The sequence below is a fragment of the Fervidobacterium changbaicum genome, from assembly GCF_004117075.1.
In the GTDB taxonomy this organism is placed as follows: Bacteria; Thermotogota; Thermotogae; order Thermotogales; family Fervidobacteriaceae; genus Fervidobacterium; species Fervidobacterium islandicum.
This window is the reverse complement of the sequence record NZ_CP026721.1, coordinates 59,232-83,723: the sequence shown is the minus strand read 5'-3', so window position 1 is coordinate 83,723 and position 24,492 is coordinate 59,232. Positions and strand designations below refer to the sequence as shown.

Here is a 24,492-nt window from a genome sequence, read left to right as displayed (position 1 = left end):
AATGAAGTATAGTCAACTTTACGCACCAACGCTAAAGGAGGCACCAGCTGATTCTGAAGTTCCCAGTCAGGAGTTACTAATAAGAGGGGGATTCATAAGGAAAATCGCGGCAGGAGTTTACACTTACCTACCACTTGGCAGGCGAGTGCTCCTTAAAATCGAAAGGATTGTCAGAGAGGAAATGGACAGAATAGGTGCTAATGAAATACTAATGCCAATAATTCAACCCGCTGAACTTTGGAAACAATCTGGCAGGTGGGATGACTATGGCCCAGAGATGATGAAACTCAGAGACCGACACGACAGAGAATTTACACTGGGACCAACCCACGAGGAACTAGTCACGTTCCTTATTCAAAACGAGCTCAACAGCTACAAACAATTACCAATGACACTCTATCAGATTGCAAACAAATACCGTGATGAGATTCGCCCAAGATTTGGAGTGTTAAGAGCCCGGGAGTTCATCATGAAAGATGGTTACAGTTTCCATGATAGCTGGGAATCCTTGCACGAAACGTACAAAGCTCACAGACAGGCGTATTCTAACATAATGGAGCGCTTAGGTCTCAAATACGCTATTGTGGAAGCTTCATCGGGAGCTATTGGTGGTAGTGAGAGCCACGAGTTCGTAGCTTTTGCCGACACCGGAGAGAGTAACATACTGTACTGTGACTGTGGATATTCGGGGAACGACGAACGCGTTCCATACGTTGGCGAAGTTGTTTATGAAAGTGAAGAAGAAAAACCTATCGAAAAGACTTACACACCAAACGTAAAGACAGTGGAGGATGTTGCAAATTTCCTCAACGTTCCCGTGAGAAAGATTGTCAAAACACTTATCTACAAGGGTAGAAATGGTTACTTTATGGCACTTGTTCCTGGAGACAGGGAACTTAATGAAGAGAAATTGAAAGCTTTTGTTAACGACCAGTCGTTAGTGTTTGCCACACCTGAAGAGATACTCAAAGACTTTGGAGTGCCCATTGGATTCTTAGGTCCTGTTGGTGTCAAAGGTATCAGAATAATAGCTGATACTCAAGTCAAAGGCATGAAAAATTTCGTGGTTGGTGGTATGGAAAAAGATTATCACTATGTCAATGTGAACGTTGGAAGAGACTTTGTTCCGGATGAATGGACAGACCTTGTTGTTGCCCGTGAAGGTGATCCTTGTCCAGTGTGTAGCAAACCATTGAAAATGAAGAAAGGTATTGAACTTGGCCATATCTTCAAACTGGGAACGAAATATTCAGAAGCGATGGGATCAAAATACATGGATAGAGATGGTCAATTGAAACCGTTTATAATGGGATGCTACGGCTGGGGTATCTCAAGAACAATGGGAGCTATAGTAGAACAACTCCATGACGAAAAAGGAATTATCTGGCCACTTTCAGTTGCCCCATTCACAACAATTATTACACCTGTCAGCAATAACGAAAATCTAATGAAATTCGCAACAGAACTGTATGAATTCCTGCTTCTAAAAGGCGAAGAGGTACTCTTTGACGACCGAAATGTTTCACCGGGTGTTAAGTTCAGCGATGCCGATTTGATAGGTATCCCATTCAGAATCACGATAGGTAAGACGCTAAATGAAGGATTTGTTGAGATTAAATGGAGGACAGGGTATCAACTTAGAGTAGAAGCAGACTTTGAAAAGATATACGAAGCTTTGAATGTTTCAAAAGAGAAATACAACCCACATGAAAGAGTATAAATAACATGCAAACCACCCAAGACGTAACGTCGCGGGTGGTTTGCTTTAAAATCTCTGTACGGATGTTTTTGTAACTTGGTTTTGAGGTGTTCACCTTCAAAAGGAGGTGAGTTTATGTCTGTAACAGGAGCTGAAAAAGAAGGAAAATATGTTTATAGGATCAAGAAGACAGGCAGTATGCGTGTTGACGCGATTATCCTTGCTGATTACGAGACGATAGACGAAGAAGCTATCGAACAACTCAAGAATGTCGCAACATTACCGGGGATTGTTAAAGCAGCATATGCAATGCCAGATATACACTGGGGTTACGGATTCCCCATAGGTGGTGTGGCAGCATTTGATGCAGAAGATGGTGTAATAAGTCCGGGTGGCGTTGGATTCGATATAAACTGCGGTGTTAGAATGCTAGTCGTAGATGGTGACTCAGATATTGTGAAAAGAAATTTGGAGACTCTTATCAAACGCATTTACGAGAATGTACCAGTCGGAGTTGGGGAAACGAGCGATTTGAGGTTTTCGAAGAATGATTTTAAGAAAATCGTTGAACAGGGTGCCAAAAAGGTTGTCGAAATGGGTTACGGAACAGCAGAAGATTTGTTACGAATAGAAGATGGTGGAACGCTAGAGAACGCCGATTTTTCTGACGTAAGCGAAGAAGCGTTTGACAGAGGCAAAGACGAACTCGGAACTCTTGGTGCAGGAAACCACTTCATTGAAATCCAGCAAGTTGAAGAAGTATACGACGAAGAAATAGCAACTGTGTTCGGTATTAAGAAGGGAGATATAACAATACTCATACACACAGGTAGCAGAGGATTTGGTCACCAGATAGCCACGGATTACATAAAATACATGAGGGATAATCTAAAAGAACATAACAAAAATCTTCCAGATAAGCAACTTATCAATGCGCCTTTTAAGAGCGAGTGGGGACAAGCTTACTACAGTGCGATGAACTGCGCTGCAAATTACGCGTTCGTTAATAGGCAAATTATTACACATTTGATTAGAAAAGCATTCAAAAGTGTTGTGGGAATGAATGTGAGGCTTGTCTACGATGTTGCGCACAACATTGCAAAGGTTGAGGAATACGAAATTGATGGAAAAAGAAGAAAGCTTATCGTTCACAGAAAGGGTGCAACACGAGCTTTTGGACCAGGCAATCCTGCACTTGCAGATATATTCAAAAAGACTGGTCAACCTGTCATTATCCCCGGTAGTATGGGAACAGCTTCGTACATATTGGTTGGTACAAAAAAGGCTGAAGAAATGACATTTGGCTCCACTGCCCACGGAGCTGGTAGAGCGCTTGGAAGAAGGGAAGCGACGAGGGAACTGACGGTGAACCATGTTATGCGAGAACTCGAATCAAAAGGTGTTAAAATAATGGCAAAGTCCAAAAAGGGCATAGTTGAAGAGGCTCCTGAGGCGTACAAGAATGTTGACAAAGTTGTTCAAATTGTTGATGAACTCGGAATATCACTAAAAGTAGCCAAGTGTATTCCACTTGGAGTGGTTAAAGGATGAGTACAGAAGGTGCAAGACTGAGATTGCACAAGAATAAGAACGAACTATTTCTAACACTTGAAGGTGTTTTCTCTTCGTTTTATCTGGTTTTGACTCAAACCGCGATATTTACGGCGATAGCCATATACTTTGGGCTCAACGAAGTTTGGTTGGGACTTGCGGCATCTTTTCCTATGGCTTTCCAAGTATTCCAGCTTTTTGCACCAGCTGTAATTGAAAAAATTCCGAGCAAGAAGATACTTCTCGGATTCTTCAATTCCGGACGATTCTTTTGGTTGGTGCTCCTTCCGTTCCTATTCGTTCAGCAGAGGTCTCCAAAACTGTTCATAATTATCTTCGCTCTGAGCCAGATTTTTGCGGCTTTCGCAGGTAACATTTGGGTTAGTATGATTTCTGACATGATACCTGAAGAGCGAAGAGGAAAATACCTAGGTTTAAGGAATTTCTTCGTCTCACTTGCAACGTTATTGATATTTTACATGTTCTCGGTAATAAACGATAATGTTAAAATTCCCTTCAACTTTCTTTTGATAATTACCACAGCAATGCTCGGAAGTTTTGTATCATTATTGACACTTATACCCCTCAAGGAAAGAAGAAGTAGCAAAACAGGTACAGTTAACGATTTAAAACTAGTACTTGCGGATAAGAACTTCATGAGGTTATCCAAAGCGTATTTTGCTTGGAACTTTGTTGTTCTTATGGCAGCACCTTTTTTCCCTTACCACCAACTTCATAATCTTAAATTGCCTATGACTTACATTAGTTACGCTTCTATAGCAGCTTCGGTGTTATCTATGATTTTTTACACCATTTGGGGAAAACTTTCAGATGAATTCGGCCATAAGAGTGTTTTAATCGCAGGGTTATCTATCGTTTCAATTACTCCAGCCATTTGGATCTTGATGAACGAAAAAGATTGGATTTTGGCGATGACTTTAGATGCAATACTGTCAGGTGTAGGTTGGGCTGCTGTGAATCTTGCGTTTATAACACTTCCAATGGAAACGGCTTCTTCAAACTCGCCAATGTATTTCGCAGTCTTTTCTGCACTCGGTGGACTAGGTGGTATGATAGGTTCAATTGTTGGAGGACCTATAGCAAGATTTTTCAATTCATTCGATTTCTATGCGGGAAGCTTTCACATTTACGGACTTCAAATCTTTTTCATAATAGAAAGCGTTTTGAGATACTCTGTAATTCCTCTTTTTGCAAAGATTTCGAGTAGAAAGTACGTTTCTTTGCCAACGTTGTTTACGAACGTTCTTTCTGTTTTGTCTGGTAGGCACGTTGTCAGAATCCAAGAAGGTAACCGCTCAGAAGTCATTATAGGCAGGAGAAGAGTAAATCGTTGGTGGTAAAAACTAAGGGCTGGGAAATCCCAGCCCTATTTCAAAAATTTTTGTATCTAACGTCCTGAGAATTTATTCCTTGGATTCTTCGCTTTTGATCTCCACTACTTCTGGAATTCCTTCTTCTGTTTCTTCATCATCGGACAAAATACCTTTCACGAAAACTATCCCTGGCGAAGCGATTCCGTTGAAATTCGTTCCGTACTCGGTGGTATAAGCACCAGCTGTGTGGAAGTAAACAATATCACCAAGTGTTGTACTCTTCGGCAGTTGGGCATCGTAGTACATTACATCAACGCTATCACACGTAGGACCAGCTAGTACAAAAGTATCGAGTTCTTCATCTTCTTTTCCATCAACCGTTATTCTGTATCGGATGTTTTGAATTGTTTCTGTCAAACCATGAAATACACCAGCATCAAGATACAACCAGTTTTCGTCTCCTTTTTTGCTTCGGAGAATCACTTTTGTGATCATAACACCAGCATTACCCACCATAGACCTTCCAGGTTCCACTATAACGGTTATGTTATCACCTAAGTATTCTTCAACAGCTTCATTTATAACATTCGCGATTTGTTTAACGGTTGGTATATCCCTAACGTATTTGACTGGCATTCCACCGCCCGTGTTGATCATGGACATATTAACTCCAAATTCTTTTGCTTCTTCAAAAACAACGGAAGCTTCTCTTATAGCCGTTCTCCAATTCTCTGGATTGTAGTTTTGTGAACCAACGTGGAAGCTCAATCCAATGGGATTTAATCCCAGCGTTTTTGCGTACTTCACAAGTTCAATTGCATGGCTCACACTTGTTCCAAACTTTCTTGTAAGTGGCCAGTCAGCATCATCTTCCATGCCGTTGGTGCTTATTCTAACATATATATCAGAACCGGGAGCAACCATTGCTATCTTTTCTATCTCCATTTCGGAATCCACTGCAAACATCCTGATACCGTTGTCGTATGCGAATTTTATATCTTCTATCTTCTTAATAGTGTTACCAAAACTCATTCTGTACGGTTCCACACCAAGTGAAAGCAGTTTCTCAATTTCTCCTCTTGATGCGACGTCGAAATAGCTTCCTAGGTCTCTAAGAAGTTTTACGATTTCGATGTGAGAATTCGCTTTAACCGCATAATAAACCTTACAATTCTTTATGTTCTCAATTAGGTTCATATAGTTCTGCCTGATCACATTCAAGTCCATTACCAGGACTGGTGTTCCGTAAGCTTCCGCGATTTGTCTAAGTTTTTCCATCTCTTCCTATACCTCCTTGTGTAAATTGTCGGTCTTATGATAGAATATATTTGCCATAATATACATAAACACGAGTTTAAAATACAGTGCCACTATGTTACAATATGTATAACAGAACATTGGGGGGAAAAAAGTGAACAAAAAAGCTTTGATATTTGTCTCATCGTTATTTATGGCAAGTTTTGTGCTCTTGTTCTTCTCAAAGCCTTTCGTCTTTAGTTATGATGTGCGTATCATTGTGCCGGTATTAGTAGCCATGATTGTTGCTCAGTATATCGAGATTCCTATTGGTGGAATCAGATTTACTGCAAAACCTTTTTTGTACATCTTTTTAATCCCTTTCATAAGTCCTGAAACAATATTGGTGCTTTCTTTAATCACAAGTACAATCAATAAGAATGTTTCCTGGGATAGGAAACTACTCCGGCTCAGCTTTGAGTTTCTTCAGATTTCAGTTGGTACTTTCCTGTTTAAACGGTCTGTTTTTGATTATCTTTCATTAATATATTTCGCAATAGGCTTTTTCGCCACTAATGTTCTTTTAAGTTTCGTTTATGTATACTTTTTCACACGAACAAAATTGAAGAACTACATCATCGTAGCCTTGATTGTCTTTGTTTTGGGCCTTTACGCTTCACTTATAGTTACAACAATTTATCTTCTCCCGGAAGTCAAATTCTCTTACTTGGTCTTTACACTTCTATTATATGCCGGTTTTTTGGTCCAGCTTTACTACACTGTTACAGCACAGGTATGGTATCAACAATTAAAATACGAGCAGGATGAAATTAGAAGAGAAATTGAGAATCTTTCAAAAATACCGGATGTTTTAGAAAAAATCGGTTCAGAGGATGTGGATAGAATAATGAATGACCTTCTCGAGGTAGAATGCAAATTGATAGGGTTTTCCGCAGCGTTATTGAACCTTTTCGACTACAAATCAGGTAGGGTTATAAGAGTTTCAAAGTACGGAATAAAAGATGAAGATTTCGAAATGCTAAGAAGCAAACAACCTCAAATAAAAGATACTCTTTTACTCATGCAGAGTCGATTTGATTTGGGAGGAGTATACTTCATTCCAAAGGGCAGTATCGCTTTAGATCAAACTTACATTTTTAAACCTTCGGATTATGCAGCACTTGACGCCGACAATGCCTGGGATCCTGACGATTTGTTCCTGGTTCCATTGGTGTCAAATAATAGAACCGTCGGATACATAAGTTTTGATAAACCAGTAAACGGTTTGAGACCAACAAAGAGGGAGATCGAACTATCAAAATTCTTTGCTTGGCAATTTGTTCAAATTGTTAAGGAGAGCAAGTATAAGAGTTTATTTGCTGGACACTATGCAGAAGAATCGACGGTTTCTGAGTTTGTTGAAGAAATGGTAAGGGCAATAGAAACGAAGCGAACATTTTCATTCATACACTTAGATATAGACAACTTCGGCAGAATAAACCTTGAAAAGGGTTTCACCATTGGAGATGAAATACTAAGAGAGATTAAGAATGCGATAGAAGACGAAATAAAGAACTACGGGTTGTATACTCGAACTGGAGACGAATTCATGGTCCTACTTTGGACTAAGAGCAAGTCGGATGCGATGATTCTTGTTCAAAAGGTTATTGAAAACATTAAAGAGAAATATCCTTTTGTGAGTATTACAGGCGCTGTTGTGAAATATCCTGTGGATGCTGTAAATTTAGAAGAAATCTTGAACAAAGCCAAGATGGCCTTAGTTGCTGGCAAAAAATCTGGAGGTGGGCGTATAATAAACATATGAGAAGAGTCGCTATAGAATTTGCATACGATGGCTCAGATTTTTTTGGCTATCAACGTCAAAATAGTGTAAGAACTGTACAAGGAGAGCTTGAAAAAGCTCTCGAACGTGTGTTTAAAATCCCTATTCAAACGTATGCTGCAGGTCGCACAGATACGGGAGTTCATGCAACCGGGCAGGTTGCAGCATTCGATTGCCCAAATGATAAGCTTTCAGAGTCAGATATAAGAAACGCATTAAATGCCAATCTGCCAAAGGACATTTATGTAAAGAAGGTTTGGTTTGTAAGCGATAATTTTAATCCCAGGTACGAAGCAAAGTGTAGGATTTACCATTACTTTATTTTAAACTCTAAGATGAACGACATATTCCTAAGAAAGTACACTTGGTGGTTTCCGTACGAATTAGACATCTCGAAGATGAGACAAGGTGCAAAATATCTTATTGGTACGCATGATTTTACCGCTCTGAGCAAAAAAGGAGAAGAGGATACGAGAACTGAGAGAACGATTACGAACATCCGGATCGTGAGACTCAGAAAAAACCTTATACTGGTGAGAGTAGAAGGAATATCTTACCTGCGTGGTATGGTACGAAGCATTGTTGCAAACCTTGTAAAGGTGGGAATTGGTAGCTGGGAACCAGAGAAAGTACTGGAGGTGTTAGAATCAAAGGATCGCTCAAAATCGGCTGGATTGGCACCTGCGCATGGATTGTTCTTGTACAAAGTGCTCTTTTAGGGTTTATTTTCGCCGGTGTTGAGATACCAAATATAAGCCCAGATGAGCACTTGTTGGCTGTCATTGAAAAGTGGCTACAAAGACCTCAGGTTGTGATTTATGATGAAAACATCTCTCCACAACTTTCTGTTTTTGTTGCCAGAGAGCTATCCAAGATAGGTTTTTTCCCAATTAGCATATCTTTTGGCAATACGCAATGTGAAAGTACGAATTGCGTGAATTCAATGACTCTAGAGCCACTTGAAATAAGAATCGAATTGATGGAAGATAAAATCAGATTAAGAATAGGGAATAGTGTAGCTGTGTTCGATTCTGAAGATGATTTTAGAAGTCACTTCGTTAAAAACTTTATAGAAATGACTAATCTCGAGGGTCATATTATCCCGACTGTTGGTGAAACTGGAAATAACGTCCCAGAGACTGTAGTTTATGAGCCAAAGACCAGTAGAATATTTACAGTCGTTCCAGTGGGTTTGCCTTTATTGGTTGTTCCAGATTATGTAAATTTCATACCTGCGGTTGTCACTGTAGATGGAAGTTTTTACAAGAATGGCGTGCTGTACACTTCAGAAAAAAACAATATTCAAGTTGATTCCTTACCGATTCTCTACAACGGTTATTCTATTCTAACAGGCAATTACATACTTAATTTGAGAACAGGTAAGAAAGAGTTTATATCTTCGCCTCCCATATTTAGTTGGGATAAATTTTTAATCTACGCTGATGGTTCAATAACAGATACGACATTAGCCTGGAAGTTGAAGGTCTCGAATGCCCCTTTAGATTTTTTATTAATTGACAATACGCTTTTTTTGCTGGATGTGACGGAAGGTGTTTATGTGGTTAATTTGAAGAGTCGCAAAGTTTCCTTTCTAGGTAATTTCAATGGAGCTCTTTTTCTTACCCTTGACAGGAACTTAGGAAAAGTGATATTAAAGACGCTGAACGGTGACTACGTATTGACGGAAAATAACGCAACCAAAGTCGATAGTGGGTTTGAATATGTTTTTTCAAACAAGGAGGTTTACCCATACTTTACTGGAGTTGAAAATTCAAGGTCCGGCTACTTTTACAGAGGTGTTTTCTTAGGTGATTCTATCTTTTATATGTTTGTTTCAAGAGACACTTTGAACATAGTAACGGAAGTGGGAACGTGGCAGGTAACGCTCAAAAAGAGAGATTAGATGTATTCTTGGCAAGAAATGGACTGGCTGAAAGTAGGAACAAAGCTAAGCAACTTATAAAAACTGGTAATGTTATCGTCAATGGAGAGGTGTGTTTAGAGCCTTCCAAATTGGTCGGTCTTGGTGATAAAATATCAATCGTGGAGTCTCTCAAGTACGTTAGCCGAGCTGGTTATAAACTCGAAGGTTTATTTAAGAGTATGTCTCAAAAAAGCAGTATCGCGAACATAGCCATTAAGGATAAAGTTATATGCGATATTGGTAGTTCTACGGGAGGTTTCGTTGACTTTTTTCTGCAAAACAATGCTAGGAAAATTTACGCGGTTGATGTAAATACTTACCAACTGCATCCAAGGATAGCGACCAACGAGAGAGTGATAAAGATACAAAAGAATGCAAAAGATTTATTTCTTGAAGATTTGGGGGAATTTGTGGATATTGTCAGTGTTGACATTTCTTTTATCTCGGTTAGAAAGATCAAAGGTAACATTCTAAATTTACTCAAGGAAGAAGGGTATGGTATAATTCTAATAAAGCCTCAATTTGAAGTGGGCTACCAGCATCAGGGGGTAATCAAAGATAAGTTAGAACATGTGAGGGTACTGAGAGAAGTTCTAACAGATTTTTTGGCAGGCGGAGGTTTAAGACTTGTCTATGTAGACTTTTCCAAAATTCTCGGTGGCGATGGAAATATTGAATTCTTCGCGGTTTTTCAAAAAGATGCTAATTGTTCTTATAGCAATGTTCTTGATAACGAATTAGTCGAAGTAGTAAACAAAGCTTGGGAGGAGCTCTTCTGATGACAAGGATTTCAAGGTTGGCTTTCTTAAGTATTCTTCTTGTTGTTTTCTTAACAACAGTCTTTGCTGACCCGGACATACTTGACTTGGTTCACAAAGACTACGATTTTGTCATCAGAGTTTCTAATGGCGGCGCCTGGTACGACGAACTGAAGAAGGTACCTTTTTTTTCTTTCGTTCTGAATAGAAAAGGTTTGGGTTTCGAGGATACTTTTTTGCGAATACTTGAGGATATGCGCTACAGAACAGGAGTGCTTCCTTCTGTCATTCAGGAAGCACTTTCATCTGATCTTTTATTTGCTTCAAAGGGGTTACAAATTGACCTAGCGAATGTTATATCGTTTGACATAAACTATTACTTTGATTTTATCAAAACCATTGCTGCCAACAGTTTCTTTGCATTTCAAACGAAATCTCCATCGCAGCTCATAAAAGGATTGGCATACATGCTTTCGGTCAGTTACAAATCTTTGCCAAATAACCAGTATCTCTTGGGTGATTCGTTGTACTGTGGATATAATGGAAAGTATCTTGTAATCGCCGGTAGCAAGACAGCCTTGGAGCTAGCATTGAAAACTTACACGACTTCGGATATGCAGTTGTCGAAAAGTTCAAAGGTTTTTGAAAGGTTGAAGGCAGGAACATTCTTCTTGAGTGGCTACTCAAAACCAGATACTTTGAAATTCAACTTACCTGGTGCATCGATAGATTCTTCAGAATCAGAATATGTTATATTTTATTCCACCGTTTCTGCAGGGAGTCTTAGCATAACGTTTGAGCAGAAAAATAAGAAGCAAGTCACAACTAAACGCATAACTGAAAATATCGGAAACATTCCACTGGCTTGGAATTATTATTTATCGGTCCCTTCAAGTGACACGGAGAGTATTATCGAGATACTCAAACAGTGGTTGCAGGGCTCGAATGCAGATTTGGGAAGGGTTCTTGAATTCGTTTCTTCGCTTTCCAAGACCTCTTCTAATGTCTATGTTGTTGGTAGATTAGAAACTGGAGACTTTCTATTTATATTTGACAACTCAAATACGAAGAACTTGGAAACCAGCATTTCAAAACTTGGAGCTAAGTACGATCCACAAAAGCAGGAGTGGAATATGACTTTCCAAAATTTTAAGCTATACGTATATTCAAGTTCAAACAGAAGCTTTTTTGGAACGATAGACAAAACCAAGTACGAGCAATATGAAAAAACGCGAGGACGGTTGAAAGACCTGCCAGTGTACTACGACTTTTCAAAGCTGTCAACGTACGATTTTAAAATTCTTTTGGATATTGGTGATATAATTAAATCGACAACAGGCTTTAGTGTTTCATCAAAGATGTTATTTTGGAAGTACAGTTCAGGATACTTTAGCTATTATAAGATAATTGTCTCCTAAAAGGAGGGATGAGCATGGGAGAGTACAACGAATATCTCAGTGTTTTCATCGACGAATCAAAAGAGTACATCCAGCTACTGAACGATGCCTTACTAGAGCTAGAAAAGAATACCTCAGATGTTGAACAGATTAACAGAGCATTTCGTGCTTTACATACTCTAAAAGGTATGGCCGGAACTATGGGATTTGAAAGACTTGCAAAGTTATGTCATAGGATGGAAAATTATTTGGATGCTGTAAGAGGCGGGAAGGTGAAAATCACAAGCGACGAGCTGGACTACCTTTTCGCCGGTCTTGATATGATTGAAAAAATGCTCCAGTCAATTGTTACTAAAGGCTCAGATGAGTTGGAAGAAGATAGTGAGGGACTTGTAGATATATTTGAAAGGATCACAAGAGGCGAAAAGGTGGAAAAGGTTACTCAAAAAATCGGAGTACCATCGTCTGAAGAAGGAAATGTAGAGGTGGAAGCGACAACAGAAACTAGAAAACGAGTAGTTGCTGAAAGTTTTACACAAGAGGTTATCAACGACGTTTTAGAGGAAGCAGCCAAAAGAGGTGTACCAGCGTATCATATAGTTGTGAACCTCCAAGAAGGCACACAGCTTAAATCTGCGAGAATGTACATGGTTTTTCATACACTTGAGGAGATCGGTATCGAAATAATCCACTCTGTCCCATCTGTCGAGGATATCGAGAACGAGAAATTCGATTTGACGGTTGAACTCATTGGTGTTGGTAACGTGCCTCAAGAAAAGATATACGAAAAGATAATGGGTGTTTCCGAGATCAAGAGCGTCGTTGTTAAACCGCTTAAAGTGGAAGAGAGAAAAAAGGAAGAAGCTGTTACCACCGAAAGTAGAGAGGGTGAACCACAAAAGGAAAAGGAACAGAAAAAAGTAAAAATAACTCAGACTGTCAGGGTAGACACAGAAAAACTGGATACCTTGATGAATTTGATGGGCGAGCTTGTGATTGCACGAAGTAGGATAGCTGATATACTGAAAAAATACAATATAAAAGAAGTAGATGAATCACTGGCCCAGCTCAGCAGAATTACGCTAGATCTACAGAATATCGTGATGAAGGTTAGGATGGTGCCTATTGAATTTGTTTTCAACAGGTTCCCAAGGATGGTAAGAGACTTAGCAAGAAGTTTAGGAAAAGAAATTAACTTCATTATGGAAGGTGAAGAAACCGAACTCGACAGGACATTTGTTGAAGTTATCGGGGATCCTCTTGTGCACCTTATAAGGAACGCTATCGACCACGGTATCGAAACAAAAGAAGAGAGGATAGCTCTTGGAAAACCACCAATAGGTACTGTCAAATTATCAGCTCGCCATGAGGGAAATAACGTTGTTATTGAAGTTGAAGATGATGGAAGGGGCATGAGCAGAGATAAGATTTTGAAGAAAGCTATTGAAAGAGGTTTAGTAACTGAAGAGAAAGCGGCAGCTTTACCAGATGAGAAGGTTTTCGACTTCATATTCTTACCTGGTTTTTCTACAAAAGAGCTGGTCAGCGAACTTTCGGGCCGAGGAGTTGGAATGGACGTTGTCAAAAACACTATTGAATCTTTGAACGGTTCAGTTTCAATTGAGAGTAAAGTCGGGAAAGGAACAAAAGTTACAATACGCTTACCACTTACGTTAGCCATTATTCAAGCGTTGCTTGTGAAAGTAAACGACTATGTTTACGCGATTCCTATTTCAATAATCGATAGCACGTTGATCATCAGCCCTGGAGAGATAAGGGTTGTTCAAAATGAGGAGGTTATTGTAATACGTGGGGAAGTTATACCACTTATCAAACTGTGGCATGTTTTCAATTTCCCACACGAGGAAAATCCAAGCGAAATGAACGTGGTTGTTGTAAAGCATGGAAACAGAAAATATGGTCTCACAGTTGACACGTTGATTGGTCAGGAAGATATCGTTATAAAGTCGCTCGGAAAAATCTTCAGCGATGTGAAAATCTTCAGTGGCGGAGCTACGCTCGGAGATGGGAGCATAGCACTGATACTGGACGTAGCAAATGTTGTTGAAATGGCATAGAAAAGCGCACTAACCAACAACTAATTAGGGGGTGGAGCCGATGAGTGAGAGCATGGAATTTGAAGTGCTTGTTTTTAAGGCACTTAACCAAGAGATGGCAATTGGTGTTGAAATGGTAGAAATAGTGATAGAAAAGACAGAGATAACCCCAGTCCCGAGGGCTAAAAAGATAATTGAAGGTGTAATAAACCTAAGAGGAAAAATCGTTCCTGTGATAAGCCTTCCAATGTTACTCGCTAACGAGAGCAATGTTGAATACAAAAAGATAATCATCGCAAAAGTCGAAGATGTTGAGTTTGGCTTAATGGTCGATGAAGTTGTTGGTGTTATGAGAGTGAAGAGCGAGGAATTGGAAACTAACCTTGGAAAAATGAACACTTACGGCAAGAAAGCAAAAGGACTCATAAAAAAGGATTCAAGGCTGATAGTTTATCTTAACCTGGAAGAAATAGTCAAAGAAATTATAGGGTCGGAGGTGGCATAAGATGGCACGTATTCTGGTTGTTGATGATGCAGCTTTTATGCGCATGATGTTGAAGGACATTTTGACAAAGGCGGGGCATGAGGTTGTTGGTGAAGCTGCTAACGGTGTTGAAGCTGTAGAAAAGTATAAAGAACTGAAGCCGGATGTTGTGACAATGGACATCACAATGCCCGAGATGAACGGAATCGACGCGATCAAAGAAATAAAAAAGATTGACCCAAACGCCACAATTATTGTTTGTAGTGCAATGGGTCAGCAGGCTATGGTGATAGAAGCCATACAAGCCGGCGCGAAAGACTTCATAGTCAAACCCTTCCAAGCGGCTAGGGTTATTGAAGCTGTTCAGAAAGTGGTGAAATAATTCAAGACGGTTTTTTACTCATAAAATTACTAAGGGAGAGGAAGAAAAATCGGAGGGCTTGTAAGTTTCTTAATTGGCCTCATTTCAATAATAGCGATACTTCTTGGCACATACTGGTTATTGAAAAGAAAGCTCCCCAACACGGTTGGGGGGCGTTTTGCTAAGGTAATTAGCAGAGTTTACTTGGACAGAACTACTTCGTTAGTGCTTGTTAGAATTTTGAAGGAATACTACGTCATTCTTATAGGACCAAACCAGGCAACAGTAGTCAAAAAACTCGATACTATAGAAGAGGGAGAGATAGACACCGAAGCTGGCAGAAATTCGAGCTTTGAATCAATTTTACAAAAATTCGTTGGTGGTAAAAAATGAAGAGATTTGCCGTGTTGCTCTTTATCTTCTTATTAACTACCTCTTTCTTCCCTCAAGACGAGGTGCCTATACCAGGTATACGCATCCAGGTAACACCAAATCAATCCCCAAGAGACCTTGTTGCGACATTAGAAATACTACTTGTACTAACGGTGCTGACATTAGCGCCGAGTATCTTGATGCTTTTTACCTCGTTTACACGGATAATTATCGTTTTCTCCTTTGTAAGAAATGCCTTAGGTACAAGACAAGTTCCTCCAAACCAGGTACTCATTGGCCTTGCTTTGATTCTTACCTTTTTTATTATGCAGCCTACATGGAACGAGATAAATGCAAACGCGTTGCAACCCTACATGGATGGAAAGATAACTTATCAAGAGTTTTTCTCCCGTACGATGGGAACTGTGAGAAAATTCATGCTAACAGAGCTAGTCAATCACCACAATGAAGACAACGTCTTTGTTCTTGCGAACGCTCTCAATCAAAAGGTTAACAACATAGAGGAAGCCCCAGATTCACTTTTAACGTCCGCATTTGTTTTGGGGGAAATAGAGATAGCCTTTAAAATGGGGATTCTTATTTACGTGCCTTTCATAATAATCGACATGATTGTCGCAAGCATCTTACTCTCACTTGGTATGATCATGATTCCTCCCGTGTTGGTTTCTCTGCCCTTTAAAGTCTTAGTTTTCATATTAGCAAACGGCTGGGAATCGGTGATTGTTAGCCTTGTTAAAAGCTTTGGATGATTGAGTTCCCGAAATTGTTTTGAAGAGCATTTTGACAATCACCATTTTGTGCTTTATAATATGTTTCGATATATGAACATATGTTCATTTATTATAAGGAGGCAAGAATATGCCTGAGAATGCGCAAAAGAAAAGTGTGCCTGAGTACCTTTTCTTCTATCTAAGTGATTTTTTCTCCGCTCTTTCTGATGAAACGCGTTTGAAAATCATTCTTTCACTACTGGAAGGTGAAAGAACCGTATCCGATATTGTATCGGTTATTGGAATCAGCCAGTCTGCTGTATCACATCAACTGAGGATTTTAAGACAGGTTGGAATCGTTAAGTACAGGCGAATTGGGAGGAATGTTTTGTACTCACTGGACGATGAGCATGTGAGACAGATAATAACTAAAACCATCGAACACCTAGCACACAGAGTGCGAACTCCAGATAGTAAAGTATTTGCGTTTTGAAAAGGGGCGTTCCTGGTATGACATTAAAAAATAGTGCAAAGAAAATAATCACACACAATCACGGTGGCCAAAACAACCACGAAGAGTTTAGGGAACATAATAGAAACGGTCTAATTACTTCACACAGACATTCTCATGGACATTCCCATAAGGACGGTCTCCCAAACGGCGAAATTAATATTCATCATTTCTCTATGGTTGTGCTATTAAATTTGGGTATAACATTGGCAGAGTTTGTAGGTGGTATCGTTGCGGGTAGTTTGGCTCTGATCTCAGACTCCGCCCACAACCTTGGTGACACGCTGTCTTTGATAATTTCTTACGCAGCTGCAAGGATTTCGAAACGGCCAAATAATTACCAAAAGACTTTTGGATACAAGCGTGCCAATATAGTAGCTGCGTTCTTAAACTCCACTGCTCTGTTGGTAATAGGTATAGTACTCATAATAGAAGCAATTAAGAGACTTCTTAAGCCTGTATCAATAAACACTAGTATTGTTTTTGTTGTTGGCTTGATAGGACTTATCGCTAATTTCACTAGCATGTTGATACTAAGAAAATGGTCGAAGGAGAGCCTTAACATAAAGTCAGCGTACTTACATATGTTGATAGATTCTCTGTCTTCTATCGCAGTTTTGATGAGTGCAGTGTTTATTAAGATATACAACTTCAAGTTTCTGGACTCAGTAATGACGATTTTAATTGCGGCATACGTGATTAAAGAGGGAATAGAAATCGTGAGAGATTCATTATCGATTCTTATGGAAAGTATGCCTGTAAATATTGATATAGAGAATATCAATTCCGCACTATTGAAAAACCCTGTCATAAAAGACATTCACCATCTACACATTTGGGCGCTCGATGAGAAGAACATCCTTTTTGAAGCTCATGTGAATTTAAAGGAAGACGTTAAGGTAAGCGACACAATGAAGGTATACACTGAAATCAAAGCGGAACTTGAAAAGGTTGGTATAAACCATGTAACTATTCAATTCGAATATAATGGTTGCAAAGGCCAAGGATTGATATCGTGTTACTAAGTGTCACAAAAGCGAAACCATCGATAGGATTCTTCATTTCTTTTGATACTAACAAAAGCCCCCACCTTTGTAAGTGGGGGTAACATTAGTTTCTTAGCTTTTTTTGTGCTCTTTATAGCCATTTGTTATTGGCAGTCTCCTATCCTTTCCAAATGCTCTTTGTGTAACCTTTGGTCCTGGTGGTGTTTGCCTTCGTTTATATTCGTTTATATTTACCATTTTTGCAACTTCTTTCACTGTTTTTTCATCAAATCCGAGCTTCACGATTTCTTCAACGCTACAATCTTCTTCGACATAGAGTTTCAATATTTGGTCAAGGACTTCGTAAGGAGGCAATTTGTCTTGGTCCGTTTGATTTTCCCTCAATTCTGCACTCGGTGGTTTTATGAACACCCTGTGCGGTATGATCTCTCTTCCAGCTTTCTGGTTTACATATTCGCTTAGTTTGTAAACCATCGTCTTGTACAAATCTTTGATTACCGCGTACCCACCTGCCGTATCGCCGTACAGTGTGGAGTACCCTGTTGCACTTTCGCTCTTATTGCCTGTTGTCAAGACGAGCCAGCCGAATTTATTAGAGAGAGCCATAAGTATAACTCCACGTATCCTTGCCTGTAAGTTTTCTTCTGTTGTATCGAACGGTAAATCGCCAAAAACAGGCTTTAACGTTCGCAATAAGGTATTGTACGCATCGACAATAGGGATTGTCAAAAATCTTATTCCAAGATTTTCCGCAAGTAATTGTGCGTCTTCCTTGCTATGTTCAGACGAAAATGGTCCGGGCATTGAAACGCCAATCACGTTTTCCCTGCCTAACGCGTCAACAGCAATGCAGGCTACTAATGAACTATCAATCCCACCGCTAAGTCCTATCACAGCCTGCTTCATTCCGTTCTTTGTTGCATAGTCTCGTAAACTAACAACCAGTGCGTTGTACACTTCAGCGACATCCGAAAGCAGAGGTTCCACTCGGTTGGTTATTTTGTTCTTCTTTTCTTTTCTCTCAAATGGAATTCCGACAAACTCGATGCACTCTAAATCTTCTTTTGTTACCATAAGTTTATCTTGCCTTCTTCTCGGATCTTTTAAACGCGCTTTATCTACACTATCAACATCCACATCAACTATGAGCAAATCTTCTTCAAATTGCTTTGCTCTAGCCAGAAGTTGCCCAGCTTCATTTAGAACAATACTCGCACCATCGAAGACAAGCTCGTCTTGACCGCCGACAAGGTTTACGTAAGCCACGACTGCAAGGTTGTCGTTTGCTCTTGTGGAAAGCATTTTCTCCCTCCACAGAAGCTTCCCTTGATAGTATGGTGAGGCCGAAAGATTCACTAAGATCTGCGCATCAGCGTAAAGAGCTTCTGCTCGTGCAGGTCCACCAGGATACCAAATGTCTTCGCAAATAGTTACACCCATTCGCACATTATCAAATTCGATTACCAGCGCTCTATTGCCCTTTTGAAAGTATCGCATTTCATCAAAAACACCGTAGTTTGGCAAATAATTCTTGTGATATTTCGCCACAATCTTGCCATCGTTCACGACCGCGGCTGCGTTGTAAATATCTCCATCCTTATCGACAAAACCAATAACAGCGATAAGTGATCTTGGTACGTGCATGGCAATTTCCTCAAGCGCCTTTATGTTGTCCTGAACGAAGTGAGTTTTGAAAAGCAAATCTTCCGGAGGATAGCCGGTTATCGACATTTCCGGAAAAACCAGCACATCTGAATCGTACTCTGCAGCTCTCTTGATAAATTCGATAATCTTTTGTTTGTTGCCTTCTACATCACCAACAGTTGTGTTAATTTGTGCCAATGCTATTCTTACTTTTTTCACGAAGAGTCGCCTCCTATCCTAATTATTACTTGTTTTCGTGATGTCCTTTTTTAAGCCTTTAACCTTCTCAAGTGACAGAAGATAAGGCAACACAGTCAATGTCAATAATGCGGCAGTGGATATTCCCAAAGAAACAAGTATTGCGATTCTTTTGAACATACTCAACTCGCCACCTATTAACAACGTCAAGAACCCTCCTACAATTCCTAGAGCGTTCCCTAATATCGCTGGTCCAACGTTTTTTATCGTTGTGAAGATATTCTTTGTCTTACCGTAATCGTGACCGACGTGGATAGAATAATCAATAGCAAGTCCAATTATTATGCTCGAAGTAAGCGCCGTGGAAATCTCAAGTTTCATCTTGAAAACAGACATATAAAAGAAATTAAGTACAGTTGCAAAAAGTACGGGCGATACCAATTTTAAAGACTCTGAGAAGTCCCTGAATACTACGAGTAGAGTTACGAATACTATGATAAGCGCCGCTACTAAACTTTGAATTTGACTCGCAAGTATATTATCATTTACAGCTTTCCACACAAACGGACTGCCTGCAAGATAGTATTTATAGTTGTATTTTTTCATAATTTCATTGACGACTTGGGTAACTTTCTCCAGATTCTCTGAGCCCATAGGTGAGAGATTTATTGAAAGTCGGATTGTCTTTCCATCGGCTATGTAATGCCTCAACAAAGGTTGTGTCCGTGATGCTAATACAAGTACTGTAATTGGAACTGTTCTCGGAAAGTCAACACTGCTTATTTCCGGGTATTTCGAAAGCTCTTTAATTATCTCATCTATGTTTTTGTTATCGAACGGTAGAAAAACACCATTTTCTTTTTCTAAAACCAGATAGATAACGTCCTTCATACCGAACTTTTCTTCTAGAAGGCTATACGCTTTCGTTATATCGGAGTTTTTTGAAAAATAATCCGTACTCGTTAGTCCTACCTTTATCTTTGGAATGAAAAAGAAAGACAAGATAATGAAAAACAAGACAGTTGCCAGTATTCCCAAAGCGACCTTATTACCAACGTACCTTATCCCAAAAGAGCTGGGCATTCTTTTTGTCTTCGAACGAGCGTGTAACAATAGTTCGTTTCCGACAGTCATGGTAAGTGAAAAATCAAAAAGAAGTCCAATAGAAACAAGAATTCCGAATTCCCTAAATGCTGGTATCTTTACGAACAAAAAAGATAAAAATCCGACCGCTGTTGTGAACATCGAAAAGAATATCGGAGCGAACATGTGCTTTCGAGCATTTTCCGCCCTGAACAAAGCGTTATAGTAGTGCAGCGGATATGCAGAACCAATGATAATCAAGAATGATGCTATCATTGAGGTTAGGATGTTAAGAATGCCTCCGAAAGCGAAGTGTACAGCATAGGTGTAGATGGAAGCTATTATAGGTATAAAAAGCGAAACCAAGGTAGCCCTGAAAGAGCGAGTTTGATAGAAAAATATTGCAAATATCACGCCGAACATAACAACTGGATAAAACAGCATCGATCTTCTAAGTTCGTCAAAGAGTTTATTGTTAACAGAAGCCTCTGACAGAACGACAACGGGTTCACCTTTTAGTTCATTCGTTATCCTTCTCACAATTGGTTCTACCATTTTATCAACGGAGAGTATAACCAAAAATAGTGCGTATTTACCATCGGATGACACGAAACTATGTAACTCGTTTGGTAAGTTCAGCAGATCCAGGGCATCGTTTTGCATATATCTTTCGGAACCAGGGTAGTTCAGTATAGAAATCACCATTTGAACGTTGGCAAGACTTTCAAGTTTCTTATGTAACCTTTCTAAATCTTTCAAACTTCCAGCATTATCTAAACTGTTATGAGATTTGTATATAATAGACACCGTGTATCTATCACCAAATTTCATGCTCATCTTTACAAGATTTTGCACTGCCGGGTCTTCAATTTCCGTTATTGGTCTTCCGGGTTTGTAACCCGGCAAAAAGGTCTCTATTCTTGTCTCAACCTTACCGTTGTTCAGAATAATAATAATGGAAAGAATTAATAAAAGGACTGAGATGATTAAGAATTTGTATCTGAATATTAAGTCTGATAGTTTTGATAATAAGCTCATCTATTCTTTCACCTCTCCAGTGTTCAAGGAAGTTTTTTAGACTTTAAATATAAATCATTTTCTTAGTCATCCCGCCATCAACTACGAAATATTGCCCAGTTATAAATCCGCTTTTTTGCTCATCTACCAAGAATGCAACCATCTCAGCTATATCGGAGATTGTTCCGGCACGGCCCGTCAGATGTTGAGAATGTTCTCTTTCTGATATAATCTCACCTTCATGCAAGATCCAGCCAGGACATATCGCATTAACTCTTATTTTTGGTCCTAAAGAATTTGCCAATGCGTGTGTTAATCCTAAAATTCCGGCTTTTGATGTACTATAAGCTTCGTTCCCTGGCTCGGACATCAGAGCACGAGTCGATGAAATATTAACTATGGCTCCTTTTCCCACTGTTTCGAGGATTATCGGGACACCGAAGCGGGCCATCAAAAAATATCCTGTGAGGTTTACATCAATGACCCTTTTCCATTCAGAAACAGAGAGGTCCAGGAAATCTTTGAACCCACCAATCGCGGCATTGTTAACAATTGCATCAAGTCTTCCAAACCTTTCTTTAAGCTGTATATAGAAATCACTTACCGAATACTCATTAGCGACATCTCCGTGGTACAGAAAGACGACCGTTTCATCTTTGACTGGAAAATTCTCAAGGGCCTGTTTGTCATAGTCAATTATACCCACCTTCCAGCCAAGTTCAAGAAATTTCAGAGCAATCCCTTTTCCTATATTCTTAGCGCCACCTGTAACTACTATTATCTTGCTCGTGTTATTATCCATGCTATCACCCCGCACTTTCTGATATCCACGAACAATTATATCACCCCTTCCTAAAAGTGGTATAATTTAAAAAAGGCGACACTTCTTAAAGTGGGAGGTGGTCCTCCTGAAACCAAGAAGTGGTCTTCATAAAATTTCAAGAATGCTATTATTGATTTTGGCAATTGTTGGGATCTTCACCATGGATTCTCTATTCTCAAGTGCATCAGTACCTAAGCAAAAAAAGGAGGTGAAACGTATGATAGTTACCTCTGTCTTTAAAAACGGAGACTTTATACCCAAGAAATATGCTTGCGAAGGGCAGGATATCAATCCTGAATTGGCCATTTCCAACATACCAGATGATGCGAAGACAATAGCAATAATATGCGACGACCCGGACGCACCAATAGGCATCTTTGTTCACTGGGTGCTTTGGAATTACCCAGTTACAGATTCAACAATGAAAATACCAGAAGGACTTCAAAAGGTTGAAAAGCTGCCAAACGGCGCAATGCAAGGATACAACGATTTTGGAAGGATTGGATACAATGGCCCATGTCCACCAAAAGGTCACGGTGTTCATCATTACCACTTCAAGGTTTACGCAGTGAATACCTTCTTGGAGCTGAAGGGGAAAGTTACGAAAAAGGACCTTGAAAAGGCACTTAATGGCAAAATCATCGCACAAGCTGAGCTCATTGGGTTATACGAAAGAAAATAGAGTCAGAATCTCAAGTAGAAACCTCCAACAAATGTTTTGTTGATGTAGTTTGCGCTTATTCTCAGGTTGTAGAATTCAAGCGTGCCACCGACCCTTGGAAGTAGGGCAAATTGAAAGGTGTTCTCAGAAAACAAGAAAGAAATCTGCCCTAAGTTGAATTTTAGGTAAAATGGACCAACGTTTAGGAATCGATAAGCTCCGAAGGCTCTTAATTCGAAGTAGACGTCTGAAAGGCTTTGTGGGACCGGTAGCAATCTGGTGACGGCTTCAGCAATTAATGAAAAATCTTCAATCTGAAGTTCATAGCCTACAGTTCCAATGAAAATGATTACAGGTACAAAGAGAACGAGCGTAATAAGCATTTCGATACCAGCATACATAAACGCACCTCCCCGAATGAAGGTAGGTTTATTGTTTACATTTTCATCTCAATTAATTAGACTTCCGAAACGCGTGATTCGTTCAACATATTTCGAAACTGAACGAGCATTAAACTTTCAGAACCTTTTCATTATCAAAAGCAAGTGGTAAAATTAAAGTTGGTTGATCCACCAAAATAGAAAACTTGGAGGGATTTTGTGGAATCTGTCGTTGTTGTAAGGTATTCAGAGATAGGTTTGAAGGGAAAAAACAGGGAATGGTTTGAGAAAAAACTGATCGATAACATCCTGAAGATTGTCAGACCTGCCGCAGTGAACAAAAGGTACGGAAGGATAATAGTTCGCATCGGGAGGAATGATCCTGAGGTAATTTTAGAGCGGTTACATTATGTTTTTGGTATTCAAAACTACAGTTTGGGATATGCCGTTGGACATGATTTGGAAGAACTGAGGCGTGTGGTTCTTGATTTAGCAAAAAAACATGCAGATGAAGGACTGAAGACGTTTAAAATCAACACACAAAGAGGCTACAAAGATTTCCCATTGACAAGTCTTGAGATTAACCGGGAGTTTGGAGCGTACGTACTCGATGCCTTTCCTCACTTGAAAGTAGACGTCCACAATCCAGAATTTGAAATTGGGATCGACGTGAGGGAAAAGGAGATCTTCGTATTCTCAGGGAAAATACAATCTGCAGGTGGTTTACCTGTAGGTGTATCGGGCAGGGCTCTGTTACTTTTAAGCGGTGGAATTGATAGCCCTGTTGCAGGATGGTACGCGATGCGTAGGGGATTAGAAATTCAGACAATTACATTCCTAAGTCCACCTTTAACAACTGAGAAATCTGAAGAGAAAATCCTGAGTGTAGGAACAGTTCTGAGTAAATACTTGCCAAATGGGCTGAGGATGTGGATCGTCCCGCTGACTGAAGTTCAAACTTACATAAAAGAAAATGCGCCCGATGAGTATTCATTGATACTCCAAAGAAGGTCTATGATGAGGATTGCGAGCATGATCGCGCGAAGGGTAAAGGCAAAAGCACTCATCACAGGCGAAAATCTTGGACAGGTTGCAAGTCAAACGATAGAAAACATGGCAGCCATAGAAGAAGCAAGTTCACTTATTGTGTTAAGGCCTCTCGTAGGCTTTGATAAAGTGGAAATCACGAAGAAGGCAAAAGAGATAGGAACTTTTGAAATATCGATTCAGCCGTACATTGATAGTTGCGTTGCATTTGCACCAAAGCATCCGGTGACAAGAGCTAACATAAATGAACTGAAAGGGCTAGAAGCTAAGCTTGAAAAGTTGCATGAACTGGAGTTTGAAGCGTTTAAATCAAGGAAGAGGTATAGAATAGTGAATGAAGAACAATGAGGCACTCACATTGTATTAAAAGGAGG

Annotated in this window: 22 protein-coding genes; 17 read left to right on the top strand and 5 right to left on the bottom strand. The window is 39.7% G+C overall.

What is annotated here, in order from left to right:
* The first annotated feature begins 1 nt into the window (after position 1).
* The 3 genes from CBS1_RS00405 (at position 2) to CBS1_RS00395 (ending at position 4,611) form a co-directional block, all read left to right on the top strand.
* On the top strand, positions 2–1,720 hold the full coding sequence (locus CBS1_RS00405) for a proline--tRNA ligase (protein ID WP_090222312.1): 1,719 nt from the start codon (positions 2–4) through the stop codon (positions 1,718–1,720).
* A 114-nt stretch (positions 1,721–1,834) separates the two neighbouring features.
* Positions 1,835–3,250, top strand: coding sequence for an RtcB family protein (locus CBS1_RS00400; RefSeq protein WP_033191203.1), 1,416 nt, complete (start codon positions 1,835–1,837; stop codon positions 3,248–3,250).
* On the top strand, positions 3,247–4,611 hold the full coding sequence (locus tag CBS1_RS00395) for an MFS transporter (RefSeq protein ID WP_090222314.1): 1,365 nt from the start codon (positions 3,247–3,249) through the stop codon (positions 4,609–4,611). The genes CBS1_RS00400 and CBS1_RS00395 overlap by 4 nt, the downstream gene beginning before the upstream one ends.
* 63 nt (positions 4,612–4,674) lie before the next feature.
* On the opposite strand, the gene CBS1_RS00390 is transcribed toward CBS1_RS00395, so the two are convergent.
* Positions 4,675–5,862 (bottom strand): type III PLP-dependent enzyme, encoded by a 1,188-nt coding sequence (locus CBS1_RS00390; protein WP_033191202.1) that lies wholly within the window; start codon positions 5,860–5,862, stop codon positions 4,675–4,677.
* A gap of 133 nt (positions 5,863–5,995) precedes the next feature.
* Here CBS1_RS00390 and CBS1_RS00385 point away from each other — a divergent pair, with 133 nt between their 5' ends.
* From CBS1_RS00385 to CBS1_RS00330, 12 genes are all read left to right on the top strand, one after another.
* Positions 5,996–7,645 carry a GGDEF domain-containing protein gene (locus CBS1_RS00385; RefSeq protein WP_090222316.1) on the top strand — a complete coding sequence of 550 codons (1,650 nt, stop codon included), beginning with the start codon at positions 5,996–5,998 and terminating at the stop codon, positions 7,643–7,645.
* Positions 7,642–8,382: a tRNA pseudouridine(38-40) synthase TruA gene (truA, locus tag CBS1_RS00380; RefSeq protein ID WP_033191200.1), complete on the top strand. Its 741-nt coding sequence runs from the start codon at positions 7,642–7,644 to the stop codon at positions 8,380–8,382. The genes CBS1_RS00385 and truA overlap by 4 nt, the downstream gene beginning before the upstream one ends.
* Before the next feature lie 53 nt (positions 8,383–8,435).
* Positions 8,436–9,566 (top strand): hypothetical protein, encoded by a 1,131-nt coding sequence (locus CBS1_RS00375; RefSeq protein ID WP_033191199.1) that lies wholly within the window; start codon positions 8,436–8,438, stop codon positions 9,564–9,566.
* Entirely contained in the window at positions 9,536–10,366 is an 831-nt protein-coding gene (locus CBS1_RS00370) for a TlyA family RNA methyltransferase (RefSeq protein WP_033191198.1), read from the top strand. The genes CBS1_RS00375 and CBS1_RS00370 overlap by 31 nt, the downstream gene beginning before the upstream one ends.
* A complete protein-coding gene (locus tag CBS1_RS00365) occupies positions 10,366–11,763 on the top strand; it encodes a hypothetical protein (protein WP_033191197.1) in 1,398 nt (465 codons plus the stop codon). Before CBS1_RS00370 ends, CBS1_RS00365 begins: the two co-directional genes overlap by 1 nt.
* Before the next feature lie 14 nt (positions 11,764–11,777).
* The gene (locus CBS1_RS00360) at positions 11,778–13,820 is read left to right on the top strand and encodes a chemotaxis protein CheA (RefSeq protein ID WP_033191196.1); all 2,043 of its coding nucleotides are present in this window, start codon (positions 11,778–11,780) and stop codon (positions 13,818–13,820) included.
* Positions 13,821–13,860: 40 nt separating this feature from the next.
* Positions 13,861–14,304: a chemotaxis protein CheW gene (locus CBS1_RS00355; protein WP_033191195.1), complete on the top strand. Its 444-nt coding sequence runs from the start codon at positions 13,861–13,863 to the stop codon at positions 14,302–14,304.
* A 1-nt stretch (position 14,305) separates the two neighbouring features.
* On the top strand, positions 14,306–14,665 hold the full coding sequence (gene cheY / locus CBS1_RS00350) for a chemotaxis protein CheY (RefSeq protein ID WP_033191194.1): 360 nt from the start codon (positions 14,306–14,308) through the stop codon (positions 14,663–14,665).
* 120 nt (positions 14,666–14,785) lie between these two features.
* Positions 14,786–15,037 (top strand): flagellar biosynthetic protein FliO, encoded by a 252-nt coding sequence (locus CBS1_RS00345; protein WP_158510122.1) that lies wholly within the window; start codon positions 14,786–14,788, stop codon positions 15,035–15,037.
* Positions 15,034–15,786: a flagellar type III secretion system pore protein FliP gene (gene fliP / locus CBS1_RS00340; RefSeq protein ID WP_090222318.1), complete on the top strand. Its 753-nt coding sequence runs from the start codon at positions 15,034–15,036 to the stop codon at positions 15,784–15,786. The genes CBS1_RS00345 and fliP overlap by 4 nt, the downstream gene beginning before the upstream one ends.
* 109 nt (positions 15,787–15,895) lie before the next feature.
* Positions 15,896–16,240 carry an ArsR/SmtB family transcription factor gene (locus CBS1_RS00335; protein WP_052107081.1) on the top strand — a complete coding sequence of 115 codons (345 nt, stop codon included), beginning with the start codon at positions 15,896–15,898 and terminating at the stop codon, positions 16,238–16,240.
* Between the two features lie 17 nt (positions 16,241–16,257).
* On the top strand, positions 16,258–17,283 hold the full coding sequence (locus CBS1_RS00330; protein ID WP_090222320.1) for a cation diffusion facilitator family transporter: 1,026 nt from the start codon (positions 16,258–16,260) through the stop codon (positions 17,281–17,283).
* A gap of 93 nt (positions 17,284–17,376) precedes the next feature.
* Here CBS1_RS00330 and CBS1_RS00325 read toward each other — a convergent pair whose 3' ends face one another.
* The 3 genes from CBS1_RS00325 to CBS1_RS00315 are packed head-to-tail and all read right to left on the bottom strand — an operon-like array spanning position 17,377 to position 22,009.
* Positions 17,377–19,128, bottom strand: a complete 1,752-nt coding sequence (locus tag CBS1_RS00325) for an NAD+ synthase (protein ID WP_090222322.1) — start codon at positions 19,126–19,128, stop codon at positions 17,377–17,379.
* Between the two features lie 18 nt (positions 19,129–19,146).
* Entirely contained in the window at positions 19,147–21,228 is a 2,082-nt protein-coding gene (locus CBS1_RS00320) for an efflux RND transporter permease subunit (RefSeq protein WP_090222323.1), read from the bottom strand.
* Between the two features lie 43 nt (positions 21,229–21,271).
* Complete coding sequence (locus CBS1_RS00315; protein WP_090222325.1) at positions 21,272–22,009, bottom strand: SDR family oxidoreductase; 738 nt, start codon at positions 22,007–22,009, stop codon at positions 21,272–21,274.
* Between the two features lie 238 nt (positions 22,010–22,247).
* Here CBS1_RS00315 and CBS1_RS00310 point away from each other — a divergent pair, with 238 nt between their 5' ends.
* Entirely contained in the window at positions 22,248–22,712 is a 465-nt protein-coding gene (locus CBS1_RS00310; protein WP_090222326.1) for a YbhB/YbcL family Raf kinase inhibitor-like protein, read from the top strand.
* Between the two features lie 2 nt (positions 22,713–22,714).
* Here the strand turns inward: CBS1_RS00310 and CBS1_RS00305 are convergent, their stop codons facing one another.
* Entirely contained in the window at positions 22,715–23,092 is a 378-nt protein-coding gene (locus tag CBS1_RS00305; protein WP_090222328.1) for a hypothetical protein, read from the bottom strand.
* Positions 23,093–23,290: 198 nt separating this feature from the next.
* On the opposite strand from CBS1_RS00305, the gene thiI reads away from it, so the two are divergent.
* Positions 23,291–24,466, top strand: a complete 1,176-nt coding sequence (gene thiI, locus CBS1_RS00300) for a tRNA uracil 4-sulfurtransferase ThiI (RefSeq protein ID WP_090222330.1) — start codon at positions 23,291–23,293, stop codon at positions 24,464–24,466.
* Positions 24,467–24,492: the final 26 nt, after the last annotated feature.